At 72.6% G+C, this 15018-nt stretch carries 10 protein-coding genes, 1 rRNA gene and 1 pseudogene; 8 read left to right on the top strand and 4 right to left on the bottom strand.

All coding sequences use genetic code 11. The features are described 5' to 3' along the window. Positions 1-8: 8 nt before the first annotated feature. A 5S ribosomal RNA gene (gene rrf, locus KBX43_RS31030) occupies positions 9-125 on the top strand. 318 nt (positions 126-443) lie between these two features. On the opposite strand, the gene KBX43_RS31025 is transcribed toward rrf, so the two are convergent. Next, positions 444-1121 carry a hypothetical protein gene (locus tag KBX43_RS31025; RefSeq protein WP_043331013.1) on the bottom strand — a complete coding sequence of 226 codons (678 nt, stop codon included), beginning with the start codon at positions 1119-1121 and terminating at the stop codon, positions 444-446. A gap of 69 nt (positions 1122-1190) precedes the next feature. Here KBX43_RS31025 and KBX43_RS31020 point away from each other — a divergent pair, with 69 nt between their 5' ends. The 3 genes from KBX43_RS31020 to KBX43_RS31010 all read left to right on the top strand — a co-directional run bounded on the left by KBX43_RS31020 (position 1191) and on the right by KBX43_RS31010 (position 5583). Further along, complete coding sequence (locus KBX43_RS31020) at positions 1191-3809, top strand: valine--tRNA ligase (RefSeq protein ID WP_113972704.1); 2619 nt, start codon at positions 1191-1193, stop codon at positions 3807-3809. A 77-nt stretch (positions 3810-3886) separates the two neighbouring features. Further along, positions 3887-5158: a folylpolyglutamate synthase/dihydrofolate synthase family protein gene (locus tag KBX43_RS31015; protein ID WP_222949356.1), complete on the top strand. Its 1272-nt coding sequence runs from the start codon at positions 3887-3889 to the stop codon at positions 5156-5158. Further along, positions 5155-5583: a DUF4233 domain-containing protein gene (locus KBX43_RS31010; protein ID WP_187694082.1), complete on the top strand. Its 429-nt coding sequence runs from the start codon at positions 5155-5157 to the stop codon at positions 5581-5583. The genes KBX43_RS31015 and KBX43_RS31010 overlap by 4 nt, the downstream gene beginning before the upstream one ends. 87 nt (positions 5584-5670) lie before the next feature. Here KBX43_RS31010 and KBX43_RS31005 read toward each other — a convergent pair whose 3' ends face one another. Beyond that, positions 5671-7002 (bottom strand): VOC family protein, encoded by a 1332-nt coding sequence (locus tag KBX43_RS31005; protein ID WP_069087998.1) that lies wholly within the window; start codon positions 7000-7002, stop codon positions 5671-5673. Between the two features lie 144 nt (positions 7003-7146). Between KBX43_RS31005 and ndk the strand changes: the two genes are divergently transcribed. After that, a complete protein-coding gene (gene ndk, locus KBX43_RS31000) occupies positions 7147-7572 on the top strand; it encodes a nucleoside-diphosphate kinase (protein ID WP_030503075.1) in 426 nt (141 codons plus the stop codon). A 60-nt stretch (positions 7573-7632) separates the two neighbouring features. On the opposite strand, the gene KBX43_RS30995 is transcribed toward ndk, so the two are convergent. Further along, entirely contained in the window at positions 7633-8073 is a 441-nt protein-coding gene (locus tag KBX43_RS30995) for a carboxymuconolactone decarboxylase family protein (RefSeq protein ID WP_043328964.1), read from the bottom strand. Positions 8074-8266: 193 nt separating this feature from the next. Here KBX43_RS30995 and KBX43_RS30990 point away from each other — a divergent pair, with 193 nt between their 5' ends. The 3 genes from KBX43_RS30990 to KBX43_RS30980 all read left to right on the top strand — a co-directional run bounded on the left by KBX43_RS30990 (position 8267) and on the right by KBX43_RS30980 (position 14110). Next, positions 8267-9826 carry an alkaline phosphatase gene (locus KBX43_RS30990; protein ID WP_113972702.1) on the top strand — a complete coding sequence of 520 codons (1560 nt, stop codon included), beginning with the start codon at positions 8267-8269 and terminating at the stop codon, positions 9824-9826. A 301-nt stretch (positions 9827-10127) separates the two neighbouring features. After that, positions 10128-13274, top strand: coding sequence for an isoleucine--tRNA ligase (gene ileS, locus KBX43_RS30985; RefSeq protein ID WP_210888581.1), 3147 nt, complete (start codon positions 10128-10130; stop codon positions 13272-13274). 143 nt (positions 13275-13417) lie between these two features. Further along, entirely contained in the window at positions 13418-14110 is a 693-nt protein-coding gene (locus tag KBX43_RS30980; protein WP_043328967.1) for a 1-acyl-sn-glycerol-3-phosphate acyltransferase, read from the top strand. Positions 14111-14114: 4 nt separating this feature from the next. On the opposite strand, the pseudogene KBX43_RS31770 reads toward KBX43_RS30980, so the two are convergent. Continuing rightward, positions 14115-15018 (bottom strand): annotated as a pseudogene (locus KBX43_RS31770) (hypothetical protein); the annotation flags it as partial.

Genomic DNA, 15018 nt, shown 5'->3' with positions numbered 1-15018 from the left:
CATAGAGTTACGGCGGTCATGGCGGAGGGGAAACGCCCGGTCACATTCCGAACCCGGAAGCTAAGCCCTCCAGCGCCGATGGTACTGCACTCGGGAGGGTGTGGGAGAGTAGGACACCGCCGGACAACCTTTCGTTTCAGGGCCACCCCTCACGGGGGTGGCCCTGAAACGCGTCCACCCCGAAAACCGGCCCTCATGCCGGCGCGCGTGAACGGTGGACCACCCACCACTTCCCCGAACCGCCGAACCGGCCACCACTACGCCGTAATGGCTGCAACGAACTGCCCCGGATCCAGCAACCTCCCCGGAATGGCGAACCGGGCCGCCATTGCGGGGAGCGGTCACCAGAGAGGGGACAGGCACCCGTCACCACGGCGACGTGACGGGGCGGGTGCGGTCACCTCGCCGCACTGGCGTGGACGAGTGCCCGCCGAGTTCACGGATCAGCGCGTCTGGACGGACTCTCGGATGTCCCGGAACAGGGCTGCGGCGGCGTCGACCGTCCGGCCCGGGAACATGCCCATCACCACGCTGCCGTGGTCGGCCCACCCGCACACCGCGAAGTCACCGCCGTCGCCGCTTGTCGTACCGCACTTCATCACGCCGCCCAGGCGGCCGGCGTCCACCTCGCGCAGGCCCGCCACCCGGCCGGTCTCGTCGGCCATCAGCCCGAACAGGGTGTCCAGGTCGCGTTCGGGCTGCCAGAGCAGCGTGGTGCCGCCGAACAGCAACACCGAGCGCTTGGCGTCCCCGCGGTCGGAGTAGACGGCACCGTAGCCGCGGTCCAGCTCGATGTCCGCGGCGAGCCCGTCGCGCAGGTAGTCGGCGGTGCTGCGGGCCCGCTCGCTGTCGTCGCGTACCAGCCCGGCGACCTCGGTGGGCTGGCCGAGAGTGGTGTCCTTCTGCTGGAGCACCCGCCATCCACCGAGGCCGAGCACGCCGGCGCCGGCCAGGCCGGCCGCCAGCAGGGCGGCGAGGACGATCTTCCGGCGCCGGGAGACGGGCCGGCGTTCGGGCTCCTGCGCGGGGTCGCGGCGGCTCAGCTCGATCGGCTCTTCGGTCAGCTCGACCGGATCGGAACCCCCGTCGACCGGGCGCTCGGTGAGATGCGCGTCGGACATGACCGCCACCGTACGCGAATCACCGGTGGCGCACGTCAGGTCCTCGAAAGCGCTCCGTAGACTTTCAGGGTGACCGAGAGACTGGATGCCCGACGCCCCGACGCCCCGACCCTCGCCGGCCAGTACCAGCCCGGCGAGGTAGAGCAGCGACGGTACGAGCAGTGGGTAGCCGGCGGACACTTCCGGGCGTCGGCGGACAGCGAGAAGCCACCGTTCACCATCGTCATCCCGCCGCCCAACGTCACCGGCTCGCTGCACATGGGCCACGCGTTCGAGCACACGCTCATGGACGCGCTCACCCGGCGCAAGAAGATGCAGGGGTACGAGGCGCTGTGGCTGCCGGGCATGGACCACGCCGGCATCGCCACCCAGAACCTGGTCGAGCGGCAGCTCGCCGGTGAGGGGCTGTCCCGCCACGACCTCGGCCGGGAGAAGTTCGTCGAGCGGGTCTGGCAGTGGAAGGCCGAGTCCGGCGGCGCGATCCTGGGCCAGATGCGCCGGCTCGGCGACGCCGTCGACTGGGACCGCGAGCGTTTCACCATGGACGAGGGCCTGTCCCGGGCCGTGCAGACCATGTTCAAGAAGCTCTTCGACGACGGGCTCATCTACCGGGCCAACCGGATCATCAACTGGTGCCCGCGTTGCCTCACCGCGCTGTCCGACATCGAGGTGGAGCACACCGACGACGAGGGCGAGCTGGTCTCGATCCGCTACGGCGACGAGGTGGTGGTGGCCACCACCCGTGCCGAGACGATGCTCGGTGACACCGCGGTGGCGGTGCACCCGGACGACGAGCGGTACCGGCACCTGATCGGCACCGAGGTGGAGCTTCCGCTCACCGACCGGCGGATCCCGATCGTCGCCGACGAGCACGTCGACCCGAGCTTCGGCACCGGCATGGTCAAGGTGACCCCGGCGCACGACCCGAACGACTTCGAGATCGGCCAGCGGCACGACCTGCCCTCGCTGACGATCATGGACGAGCGCGGGATCATCACCGCGCCCGGCCCGTTCGAGGGCCTGGACCGGTACGAGGCCCGCCCGGCGATCGTCGCGGCGCTGCGCGAGCAGGGCCGGATCGTGGCCGAGAAGCGGCCGTACCTGCACGCGGTGGGGCACTGCTCGCGCTGCAAGACGACTGTCGAGCCGCGGCTGTCGCTGCAGTGGTTCGTCAACACCGGGCCGCTCGCGAAGGCCGCCGGCGACGCGGTGCGCGACGGCCGGGTGGCGATCGAGCCGGCCGAGCTGGCCAAGCGCTACTTCGCCTGGGTCGACAACATGCACGACTGGTGCATCTCCCGCCAGCTGTGGTGGGGTCACCGCATCCCCGTCTGGTACGGCCCGGACGGCGAGATCGTCTGCGTCGGCCCGGACGAGGAACCGCCGTCCGGCGAGGGCTGGCGGCAGGACGAGGACGTGCTGGACACCTGGTTCTCCAGCGGCCTGTGGCCGTTCTCCACGCTCGGCTGGCCCGAGCGCACCCCGGACCTGGCGAAGTTCTACCCGACCAGCGTGCTGGTCACCGGCTACGACATCCTGTTCTTCTGGGTCGCCCGGATGATGATGTTCGGCCTGTACGCGATGGACGGCGTGCAGCCGTTCGACGTGGTGGCGCTGCACGGCATGGTCCGCGACGAGCACGGCAAGAAGATGTCGAAGTCGTTCGGCAACGTGGTGGACCCGCTGGACTGGATCGACCGGTTCGGCGCCGACGCCACCCGGTTCACGCTGGCCCGCGGCGCGAACCCCGGTCAGGACGTGCCGGTCAGCGAGGAGTGGTGCCAGGGCTCCCGCAACTTCTGCAACAAGCTCTGGAACGCCACCCGGTTCGCGCTGCTCAACGGCGCGCACACCGGCGGCCCGCTGCCGGACGCCGCCGACCTCTCCACCGTCGACAGGTGGATCCTGTCCCGGCTGGCGCACGTCACCGCCGAGGTGGACGAGCAGTTCGAGGCGTACGAGTTCGCGAAGGTCTGCGACCTGCTCTACCACTTCGCGTGGGACGACGTCTGCGACTGGTACGTGGAGCTGAGCAAGCCGGTGCTGGCCGAGGGCGGGCCGGCTGCCGACGCCACCCGGCGGGTGCTCGGGCACGTGCTGGACCAGCTCCTGCGGCTGCTGCACCCGGTCATCCCGTTCGTCACCGACGAGCTGTGGTCCGCGCTGAGCGGCGGCGAGACCGTGCTGACGGCGTCCTGGCCGGTCGCCGACCGTACCCTCGTCGACGACGCCGCGGAAGGCGAAGTCGCCACCCTCCAGCGGGTGGTGACCGAGGTCCGGCGGTTCCGGTCGGACCAGGGGCTGCGGCCGACCCAGCGGGTCGCCGCGCGGCTCGACGGCCTGACCGGCGCGGGCATCGCGGCGCACGAGCCGCTGGTGCGCTCGCTGGCCCGGCTCGACGCGCCCGGCGACGACTTCCAGGCCAGCGCCACGCTGGCCATGCCCGGCGCGGTCAGCGTCGCGCTGGACACCCGCGGCTCGATCGACGTGGCCGCCGAGCGCGCCCGGCTCACCAAGGACCGGGCGGCGGCCGAGAAGGAGGCCACCCAGGCGCGGGCGAAGCTGGACAATCCGGCGTTCGTCGGCAAGGCGCCCGAGCCGGTGGTGGCGAAGATCCGCGAACGGCTGGCGGTGGCCGAGGCGGACCTGGTCCGGATCGACGCCGCCCTGGAGGCGCTGCCCTCGTGAGCGACCGCACCGACCGCACCGACCGCAGCGCGTTCGCCGAGGTGGAGGCCGCGCTCAACGCGCGCGGCTTCACCCGGATGCACTTCGAGCTGGAGAAGATCGAAACCCTGCTCGACCTGCTGGGCAGCCCGCAGCGGGCGTACCCGTCGATTCATCTGACCGGCACCAACGGCAAGACCTCGACGGCCCGGATGATCGACTCGCTGCTGCGGGCGTTCGGGCTGCACACCGGCCGCTACACCAGCCCGCACCTGGAGACCGTCCGGGAGCGGATCAGCCTGGACGGCGAGGCGGTGAGCGAGGAGCGGTTCGTGTCCACGTACCGGGAGATCGCGCCGCTGGCCGAGCTGGTCGACCAGCGGTTCGCCGAGCCGCTGACGTACTTCGACATGACCACGGCGCTGGCGTTCGCCACGTTCGCCGACGCCCCGGTCGACGTGGCCGTGGTGGAGGTCGGGCTCGGCGGCGCGGAGGACGCGACGAACGTCATCCAGGCCGGCGTCGCCGTGATCACCCCGATCGGGCTGGACCACACCGAGTGGCTCGGCGACACGATCGAGGACATCGCGCTGCACAAGGCCGGCATCATCCACCCCGGCGCCACGGTGATCGCGGCGGCGCAGGAGGAGGAGGCGGCCCGCCCGATCCTGGAACGCTGCGCCGAGGTCAACGCCACCGTCGCCCGGGAGGGTGCCGAGTTCGGCGTGCTGCGCCGCGCGGTCGCCGTCGGCGGCCAGGTGCTGACCATCCAGGGCCTGGGCGGCGTGTACGAGGAGATCTTCATCCCGCTGCACGGCGCGCACCAGGCGCAGAACGCGGCGGTGGCGCTGGCCGCCGTGGAGGCGTTCCTCGGCGCCGGGGCCCGGCGGCAGCTCGACATCGAGGCGGTCCGGGAGGGCTTCGCCGCGACCAGCTCGCCGGGCCGGCTGGAGCGGGTACGGACCGCACCGACGGTGCTGCTCGACGGCGCGCACAACCCGCACGGCATGGCCGCCACGGTGGCCGCGCTGCAGGAGGAGTTCGCGTTCAGCAAGCTGGTCGGCGTGCTGGCGGTGCTCGGCGACAAGGACGCGGCGAGCCTGCTGGAACTGCTCGAACCGGTGCTCGACTCGATCGTGGTGGCGGAGAACAGCTCGCCCCGGGCGATGCCGGTGGACGAGCTGGCCGCGCTGGCGCGGGAGATCTTCGGGCCGGAGCGCGTGCAGGTGACCCGGGAGATGCCCGACGCGATCGAGGCGGCGGTGGCGGAGGCCGAGTCCGACGTGCCGGGTGAGCTGGCCGGGGTGGGCGTGCTGGTCACCGGATCGGTGGTGACAGTGGCCGACGCCCGCCGGCTGCTCAAGCGATGACCGGCCCGCAGCATGGCCCGGGCCCTGAACCGGCGGCCGGCGACACGCCGGAGGGCCAGGCCGGTCCGGAGCAGGCGGGCGGCGAGCGGCGGTCCGGGCTCCGGAACCCGGACAAGGCGGTACGTGGACTGGGCGCCGGCACGATGGCGCTGGAGGCGCTGGTGCTGCTGCTGGCCATCCAGCCGATCCGGGTGGTCGGCGGTGACCTGAGCGGCGCGGCGATCGGCGCGATCGTGGCGCTGGCGGTCGCCTGCGTGGTGCTGGCCGGCCTGATGCGCCGACCGTGGGCGTGGCACGCCGGCACGGTGCTTCAGGGTCTGCTGCTGCTCTCCGGGCTGCTGCACTGGTCGCTGTTCGCGCTCGGGGTGATGTTCGCGCTGGTGTGGGCGTACGCGCTGCACGTGCGGCGGGTCATCCTCGGCTGAGCGCCGTCGCGCGCGGCGCGGTGCCGCGCGGTGTTGTGTTAAGAAGGGCCCCTTCCTCTACCTGAGGCGTTAAGAAGGGGCCCTTCCTTACACCTCGGCGAGGGTGCGCCACTGGGTCAGGGCGACGCCGTGACCGTCGGGGTCGCGGAAGGCCGCCGCCCACACCTCCAGCTTGGTGCCCCGGTTGACCACGCGCGGCGCGTACGTGAACCGGACGCCCGATTCGCGCAGCCGCTCGTACGCGCCCTGGATGTCGTCCACCTCGAGGTTGACGTGCACCAGCCGGCGGCTGATCGGGGCGGCGCCGGTGACCCGGCGCAGCACCAGCCGGGTCGGCCCGGAGGCGAGCACGGCGTTGCCCTCGCCCCGGTCCAGCTCGTCGAAGCCGAGTTCGCGGTAGAAGTCGAGGGACCGGTCCAGGTCGGTGACGAGCAGGGTGATGCCGACGCCGCTGATCGGGCTGCCCAGCCCGTCCGGCTCGGCCGCGTCCGCCGGGCCGGACGAGGCGGACGGGCCGAAGATGGCCTCGTCCAGTTCCTCGGCGGTGGGCGGGGTGTCGGAGCGCCGGGGCGCGTCCGCCGGGTCGTCCAGCGGCACGTCGATCGGGTCGGGCACGGTCTCGACGGGAATGGTGTCGGCCGCCTCGGCGCGCGTGCTGTCGGGTGCCGGGGCGCCGATCGGCTCCTCGGCCGGGACGCGGGGTGCCGGGGCGCGGCGGGGGAGCGGGCCGGCGGCTGCCGGTTCGACGAGCTGCCCCTCCAGCACCATCCGGCCGCTGGGGCTCTGGTGCAGCACCACCGGCTCGCGCTCCTCGGCCCGGGGCGGCACGTCGTCCAGGTACTCCTCCGGCGCGGGCGGGTAGTCGTCGCGGAAGTCGTCCTCGGGCGCGCGCCCGGCCCACGGCGGCGCCTCCTGCGCGATCAGCGGCTCGTCCAGCGGGTCCGGGGTGTCGTACTCGGGCGGCAGGTCGGCCACCGCGGCGGCGGTCTCCGCGTGGGTGGGCACCTCGTCCCAGAGGACGCGCACGTGCCGCTGGTCGTCCAGCGCCACCCGGACCGGCAGCGCCTGGCCGAGTGAGGGCCACTTGGCGACCGGCACCCGAGGCTCGATGATCTTCTTGGACCGGGGCGGCAATCCGGGCGCGTCGATCACCAGTTGCAGCTCGCAGCGGCCGAACGCGTACTGGGTGGGTGGTTCGGAGGCGCTGTGCACGTGCCCCAGCCCGATCACCCAGGTGCGACCGCCGCCGCGTACCGTGGCCAGCGCGATCGCCAGCACCAGCAGCGCGACGCCGAGCGCCACGATGGCCCAGCTGGTCATGCCCAGCCCGAACACCGTCACGAAGGTGGCGACGGTGCCCAGCACCGTGCCGATCAGTTTGCGTACCGGCGCGATCGTGCGGTTCCCGCCATTCGCCACAGTGGACCTCCCAGGGGTTCCAGGGCCAGGCTAGGCCGCCACGGCGGGCCAGGGAAGACGCAGCCGCCGCGCCGGCGCCGGGACCGGGTCGCTACGCTGACCGTACCCAGCCGACCCCGTTTGAGTGCGCAGGAGGAAACCAGCGTGTCCAGCAGCAGCCCGGACGAGCGGACGCTCGTACTGATCAAGCCCGACGCGGTGCGCCGCGGTCTGGTGGGCGAGATCCTGTCCCGTTTCGAGCGCAAGGGCCTGCGGATCGACGCGATGGTGAGCCGGACCATGGACGGCGACTTCGCCGACCAGCACTACGCCGAGCACGTCGACAAGCCGTTCTACCCGCCGCTGAAGACGTTCATGACCAGCGGCCCGCTCGTGGCGCTGGTGCTCTCCGGCGACCAGGTGATCGAGGTGGTGCGCGCCATGATCGGCAGCACCGACGGCCGCAAGGCCGCCGCCGGCACGATCCGGGGCGACCTGTCGCTGTCGAACCGGGAGAACCTGGTGCACGCCTCCGACTCGGCGGACAGCGCCAAGCGCGAGATCGCGCTCTGGTTCCCCGAGCTGGCCTGACCGACGCGCCGACGGCCCCGGCCCGCTCCTGGCGGGACCGGGGCCGTCGTGTGTCAGCGATCAGACCTGCGCCGGCGGCTGCGTCCGGCAGGTCACCGCGACCCGGTTCCACACGTTGATGGTGGCGATCGCCACCACCAGGTCGGCCAGTTCCTTCTCCGACCACACCTTCGCCGCGCCGTCCCAGACGTCGTCCGGCACGCCGTGCTCGCCGAGCCGGGTCACCGCGTCGGTGAGGGCCAGCGCGGCCCGCTCCCGCTCGTCGAAGAACGGCGCCTCCCGCCACGCCGCGACCGCGAACAGCCGGCGGCTGTCCTCCCCGGCCCCCAGCGCCTCCCGGCTGTGCATGTCCACGCAGAACGCACAGCCGTTGAGCATCGACGCCCGCAGCTTCACCAGCTCCAGCACGGTGTGGTCCACGTTCGTCCGGACGTACTTCTCCAGGCCCAGCACGGCCTGGTACGCCTCCGGCGCCACCGCCGCCATGTCCATCCGGCTCATCGCCGCCTCCTCGTTGGTTGGGGTACGCGCAGAGGACGGGGCACGGCGGGCGCGGCGTGACGCGCCTGCGGTGTGACGGTGGTCATGGCCGGGCCGACAACAATCGTTGACGTTCCGGTCACCTCGACCGGAGTTCCCGGCCACCTGCGGCCGGTAGACCGGGCTGGCGACACTGCCGAGACCGGGAGAACCCATGACGCACATCGATCGACGTACCCTGCTCCGCGCCGGCCTGGTCGCCGGCGCCGGAGTCGCCGGCGGCGCGCTGCTCGGCGCGCCCGGCGCGCCCGCCGCACCCGGCCTGCGGCCCGGCGGCCGGCCGCTGCTCACCCACGGCGTGCAGAGCGGCGACGTGACCGCCGACTCGGCGCTGGTCTGGACCCGCGCGGACCGGCCCGGCCGGATGCTGGTCGAGGTGAGCCGCCGGCCGGACCTGCGCGGCGCCCGCCTGGTGCGCGGCCCGGTGGTCGACCCCACCGGCGACCTCACCGGCAAGGTCCGCCTGCGCGGCCTGCCCGCGGGCCAGCGGCTGCACTACCGGGTACGGGTGGAGAGCCTGGACCGGCACGGCCTGTGCAGCGAGCCGCTGACCGGCTCGTTCGCCACCGCCCCCGGGCGGCAGCAGCGGCGTGACGTGCGGTTCGTGTGGACCGGCGACATCGTCGGGCAGGGCTGGGGGATCAGCCCCGACTTCGACGGGCTGGCGATCTTCCGGGCCATGCGGGAGCGCCGCCCGGACTTCTTCCTGTGCAGCGGCGACACCGTGTACGCCGACGGCCCGCTGACCGAGAGCGTGGTGTTGCCGGACGGGCGCACCTGGCGCAACCTGGTGACGCCGGAGAAGAGCAAGGTGGCCGAGACGCTCGCCGAGTACCGGGGGCAGTTCGCGTACAACCTGCTCGACGAGCACCTGCGGGCGTTCGCCGCCGAGGTGCCGCAGATCAACCAGTGGGACGACCACGAGGTGGTGAACAACTGGTACCCGGGGGAGATCCTGACCGACGAGCGGTACGGCGAGAAGCGGGTGGACGTGCTCGCCGCCCGGGCCCGGCAGGCGTTCCACGAGTGGCTGCCGGTGCCGGCCGGCGGGCCGATGTACCGCAAGCTGTCGTACGGGCCGCTGCTGGACGTGTTCGTGCTGGACATGCGCACCTACAAGGACCCGAACGACGGCAACACGTACGCCGACCGCAACCGGGGGCTGCTCGGCAGGGCGCAGCGGGAGTGGCTGATCCGGGAGCTGCGCGCGTCCCGGGCCACCTGGAAGGTGATCGCCAACGACCTGCCGATCGGCGTGGTGGTGCCGGACGGGGCAGACGCCCAGGAGGGCGTGGCGCAGGGCGACCACGGCGCGCCGGCCGGCCGGGAGCTGGAGTTCGCCGAGGTTCTGCGCGCCTCGCACCGGGCCGGGGTGACCGGACTGGTGTTCCTCACCGCCGACGTGCACTACACCGCCGCCCACCACTACGACCCGGCCCGTGCGGCGGTGCGGGACTTCAGCCCGTTCTGGGAGTTCGTCTCCGGCCCGGCGCACGCGGGCGCATTCGGCCCGAACGCGCTGGACGGCACGTTCGGCCCGAAGGCGGTGTTCGTGCACGCCCCGCCGCGCGCCAACACCTCCCCGGCCGAGGGCTTCCAGCACTTCGGCGAGGTCACGATCGACGGCCCGTCGGCGGCTCTGACGGTCCACCTGCGGGACCGCTCCGGCGCCTCGCTCTGGACCACCACCCTCCCGGCCCCGTCGCGCCGCTGACACCTCGCCGGGCAGTGGAATACCCGGCGGCGCGGCACGGCGGGCAGGGGGTCGAGTACGCTTGAACGCACAGGCGACGACCCGGCCATCACCGGTGAGCCTCCGGAGGAACAGCCGGGTGACCGGCCCAGTAGAACCGGACGGGACGGCCCGTCACAGCCGGCCAACGAGCGGGCGGTCGCACCTCGGCCGCCAAGCGGGGTGGTACCGCGGGCCACGCCCGGGACGCCGGTCACGGCGTACCGGATCCGGCTCGTCCTCGCAGAGCACAGACGAGTGAGCTGCTGAGGAGCGACAGGCGATGGCCTATCCGTTGCACGACCCGTCCGGCGCCGGTGTCCCGGCGAGCCCGGACCTGCCCGCGGTCGAGCGCCGGGTCCTGGAGCACTGGACGGCCGACAAGACCTTCGAGGCGTCCGTCGAGGCCCGCGACGCCGGCCGCGACGGCGAGAACGAGTACGTCTTCTACGACGGCCCCCCGTTCGCCAACGGCCTGCCGCACTACGGCCACCTGTTCACCGGCTACGTCAAGGACGTGGTGCCGCGCTACCAGACCATGCGCGGCCGGCGCGTCGAGCGCCGGTTCGGCTGGGACTGCCACGGCCTGCCCGCCGAGGTGGTGGCCGAGAAGCAGCTCGGCATCACCACCAAGGCGGAGATCCTCGACCTCGGCGTGGCCCGGTTCAACGACGCCTGCCGCACCTCCGTGCTGGAGTTCACGCACGACTGGGAGCGGTACGTCACCCGGCAGGCCCGCTGGGTCGACTTCGCCAACGACTACAAGACGCTCGACCTGGACTACATGGAAAGCGTCATGTGGGCCTTCAAGACCCTGCACGACAAGGGCCTGGTCTACGAGGGCTTCCGGGTGCTGGCGTACTGCTGGCGGTGCGAGACCCCGCTGTCGAACACCGAGACCCGGATGGACGACGTCTACCGGGACCGGCACGACCCGACGCTGACGGTGTGGTTCGAGCTGGCCGCCGACGACGCCGCCCCCGAGCTGCTGCGCGGGCCGGTGAAGCTGGGCGTGTGGACCACCACGCCGTGGACGCTGCCGTCGAACCTGGCGCTCGCCGTCGGCCCCGACATCGAGTACGCGGTGCTGGAACGCGACGGTGAGCGCTACGTCGTCGGCGCCGCGCGCCTCGGCGCGTACGCCAAGGAGCTGGAGGGGTACGAGCAGGTCGGCACGGTGTACGGCCGGGACCTGGTCGGGCGTCGCTACACGCCGCTGTTCGACTTCCTGGTCGAGCCGGCCGGGGAGAACGCCTACCAGGTGCTCGCCGCGGACTTCGTCACCACCGAGGACGGCACCGGGATCGCCCACCTCGCCCCCGCGTTCGGTGAGGACGACCAGAACGTCTGCAACGCCGCCGGCATCCCCACCGTCGTGACCGTGGACGACCACACCCGGTTCACCGCGCTGGTGCCGCCGTACCAGGGCGAGCAGGTCTTCGACGTGAACAAGCCGGTGATCCGGGAACTCAAGGAGCGGGGCGTGGTGCTGCGGCAGGACACCTACACCCACTCCTACCCGCACTGCTGGCGCTGCGACACCCCGCTGGTCTACAAGGCGGTGTCGTCCTGGTTCGTCGCGGTGACGAAGTTCAAGGACCGGATGGTCGAGCTGAACCAGCAGATCAACTGGACGCCCGGGCACATCAAGGACGGCTCGTTCGGCAAGTGGCTGGCCAACGCCCGCGACTGGTCGATCAGCCGGAACCGGTTCTGGGGCTCGCCGATCCCGGTGTGGCGCTCCGACGACCCGAACTACCCGCGGGTGGACGTGTACGGGTCGCTGGCCGACATCGAGCGTGACTTCGGCGTACGCCTGACCGACTTGCACCGGCCGACGGTGGACGACCTGGTCCGTCCCAACCCGGACGACCCGACGGGCAAGTCGATGATGCGCCGGGTGCCGGAGGTGCTGGACTGCTGGTTCGAGTCCGGCTCGATGCCGTTCGCCCAGGTGCACTACCCGTTCTCCAACCGCGAGTGGTTCGAGCACCACTACCCGGGTGACTTCATCGTCGAGTACATCGGGCAGACCCGCGGCTGGTTCTACACCATGCACGTGCTGGCCACCGCGCTGTTCGACAGGCCGGCGTTCCGCAACTGCATCAGCCACGGCATCCTGCTCGGCTCGGACGGCCGCAAGATGTCCAAGAGCCTGCGCAACTACCCGGACGTCTACCACGTCTTCGACTCCTACGGGTCGGACGCGATGCGGTGGATGCTGATGTCCTCGCCGGTGCTGCGCGGCGGCGACATGGCGGTCACCGAGTCGCTGATCCGGGACGCGGTGCGCCAGGTGCTGCTGCCGCTGTGGAACGTCTGGTACTTCTTCTCGCTCTACGCCAACGCCGACGGCTACACCGCGCGTCGCCGTACCGACTCCACGCACGTGCTCGACCGGTACGTGCTGGCGAAGACGAACGAGCTGGTGGCGACCGTCGGCGAGCAGATGGACGCGTACGACATCTCCGGCGCGTGCGCCACCGTGCGGTCCTACCTGGACGCGCTGACCAACTGGTACGTGCGCCGGTCCCGGGACCGGTTCTGGGCCGGCGACGCGGACGCGTTCGACACGCTCTCGACGGTGCTGGAGACGCTGTGCCGGGTGGTGGCGCCGCTGGCGCCGCTGACCGCCGAGGAGATCTGGCGCGGGCTGACCGGCGAGCGGTCGGTGCACCTGACCGACTGGCCGCGGGCGGACGGGTTCCCGGCCGACCACGAGCTGGTCTCCGCGATGGACAACGTGCGGTCGGTCGCCTCGGCGGCGCTGTCCCTGCGCAAGGCCAAGGGCCTGCGGGTACGGCTGCCGCTGGCGAAGCTGACAGTGGCCTCGCCCGTCGCCGCCCAGCTGCGGCCCTTCGCCGACCTGGTCGCCGACGAGGTCAACGTGAAGGAGGTAGTGCTCACCGACGAGGTGTCCGCGTACTGCCAGCAGGTCCTCACCGTGGTGCCGCGGGCGCTCGGCCCGCGCGTCGGCAAGGCCGTCCAGCAGGTGATCAAGGCGGTCAAGGCGGGGGAGTGGGAGCTGCGCGACGGCGCCCCGGTCGCCGCCGGGGTCACGCTCGCCGAGGGCGAGTACGAGCTGCGCCTGGTCGCCGCCGACGCCGAGCACTCCGCGCCGCTACCAGGCGGTGAGGGCGTGGTCGTGCTGGACACCGAGGTCACGCCGGAGCTGGCCGCCGAAGGGCTGGCCCGGGACGTGGTCCGGGTCGTGCAGCAGGCACGCCGCGACGCCGACCTGGACGTGTCGGACCGGATCACGGTGGCCGTCTCCGCCTCCGAGGAGGTACGCGCGGCGGTCGCCGCGTACACCGAGTTCGTGGCCCGGGAGGTGCTGGCCGACAGCATCGACTTCGCCGAGGGGCTCGACGGCTTCGCCGGCGAGGCCGGCGACGGCGAGCGGGTCACAGTGACGGTCCGGAAGGTCTGAGCCGGACCGGGTGCCCTCCCCCGCCCCCGTGGTGGGGGAGGGCCCAGCCCCAGCGAGTGGACTGCGGGCCACCCGCTCGGTGACGGACGGCCGCGTCGGCTACCGTGACAGCGCCTGTTTCACGTACGACCGCCGGAGGACCCGTGCCCCTGCTCTACACCATCGGCAAGCTCACCGTGGCGCCCGCGCTCCGGTTGGCCTTCCGTCCGCACGTGGAGGGTTTGGAGCACATCCCGGCGACCGGCGGCGCGATCTTCGCCAGCAACCACCTCTCCGTCGCCGACGAGCTGCTGCTCGGCACCGTGGTGCCCCGCCACCTGGCGTTCTGGGCCAAGTCGGAGTACTTCAAGGGCACCGGCCTCAAGGGCGGCTTCTCCAAGTTCGTGCTCACCGGGCTGGGCGCGATCCCGGTCGAGCGGGCCGGCGGGCGGGCCGCGCTCACCGCGTTCGACGCGGCGATCCCGGTGCTCAAGGCCGGTGACCTGGTCGCCGTCTACCCGGAGGGCACCCGTTCGCCGGACGGGCGGCTCTACCGCGGGCGTACCGGCACGGTCCGGCTGGCCATCGCCGCCGGCGTGCCGATCATCCCGGTCGGCGTGACCGGCACCGACAAGGCCCAGCCGATCGGTACGCGGATCCCGCGACCGGGCCGGGCCAAGATCACCATCAAGTTCGGCAAGCCGCTGGACTTCACCGGCCGTCCCGACGACCGCACGTCGCTGCGCGCGATGACCGACGAGATGATGGCCGAGATCCAGAAGCTCAGCGGCCAGGAGTACGTCCCGCGCTACGCGCCGAAGCGCACCGACCAGGCCGCCGGTGAGCAGACCGCCTGAGCGGTCAGGACTTCGGCACCACCACGCGCTGACGCAGATCGTTCAGTAGCCGCCCACTGTCGTCCACGGACAACCGGGTGAACACGCCTGTGGTCAGACTGCCGTGGTCGGCCGAGGCGCAGACCACCACCGAGTCGCCGTCCGCCCGGCCGACCGCGCAGCGCGCGTACCGGCCCCGGACGCCGGTCTCCACCTTCACCGACTCCTTCAGGGCGTACTCCCCGGCGAGGCGGTCGATCTCCGCCTTGGCGTCCGACTCCGGGCTGAACCGCAGGCCGGTGCTGCCGAACAACGTCACCCGCTTGCCGTCGCTCGTCGTGTAGATACCGGCGAACGTGTCCTCGGCGAGCAGGTTCGACTCGCGTACCCGGCTCTTCAGCTCCTCGGCGGCGGCCTGGCTGCGCTCGTCCTGGCGCAGCCGCATCGAGTCGATCTGGTCCGGGAGGCTGGCGCGGGCCGGGTACTGGCTGGAGATCGGCTGGAACCACCACAGCGGCAGGCCGCAGCAGCACGCGACGCTGAGCAGCAGCACCCAGGGCCAGCGACGCCGTCGGCGGGTCCGCTTGGGCGGCTGCTGCCAGCCCGGCGGCGGCGCGACCGGCGGCCCGGCCTTGCCCCGGCGCTGCTTCGGCGGCCGCGCCGGCTTGGCCGGGGCGGGAGCCGCCGGTGGTGGCAGGGGACGGGCGGCCGGCGCGGCGGGGTACTGCGGGGCGTGCGGCGGCGACACCGGCCGGGCCGGGTGATGCGGCGGCGGTGAGACCGGCCGGGCGGCCGGTGCGGCGGGGTGTGCCGGGTGGTGCGGCGGCGTGGAGACCGGCCGGGCGGCGGGCGGCTGCGGGTGGGGCGGCTGCGGCGGCGCCGGGTGGGCCGGGGGGGGGTTCGGCGTCGACCAGGGCGCGGTGTACGGC

This window comes from Micromonospora sp. C41 (genome assembly GCF_018070485.1).
Classification (GTDB): Bacteria; Actinomycetota; Actinomycetes; order Mycobacteriales; family Micromonosporaceae; genus Micromonospora; species Micromonospora chalcea.
This window is presented reverse-complemented; position numbering and strand designations above follow the sequence as displayed.

What these genes read in the sequence shown, in the direction of transcription:
- KBX43_RS31015 (WP_222949356.1), top strand. Translation starts at nt 3,887, where the DNA reads ATGCACTTCGAGCTGGAGAAGATCGAAACCCTGCTCGACCTGCTGGGC.
- ileS (WP_210888581.1), top strand. Translation starts at nt 10,128, where the DNA reads ATGGCCTATCCGTTGCACGACCCGTCCGGCGCCGGTGTCCCGGCGAGC.
- KBX43_RS30995 (WP_043328964.1), bottom strand. Translation starts at nt 8,073, where the DNA reads ATGAGCCGGATGGACATGGCGGCGGTGGCGCCGGAGGCGTACCAGGCC.
- KBX43_RS31010 (WP_187694082.1), top strand. Translation starts at nt 5,155, where the DNA reads ATGACCGGCCCGCAGCATGGCCCGGGCCCTGAACCGGCGGCCGGCGAC.
- KBX43_RS30990 (WP_113972702.1), top strand. Translation starts at nt 8,267, where the DNA reads ATGACGCACATCGATCGACGTACCCTGCTCCGCGCCGGCCTGGTCGCC.
- KBX43_RS31025 (WP_043331013.1), bottom strand. Translation starts at nt 1,121, where the DNA reads ATGTCCGACGCGCATCTCACCGAGCGCCCGGTCGACGGGGGTTCCGAT.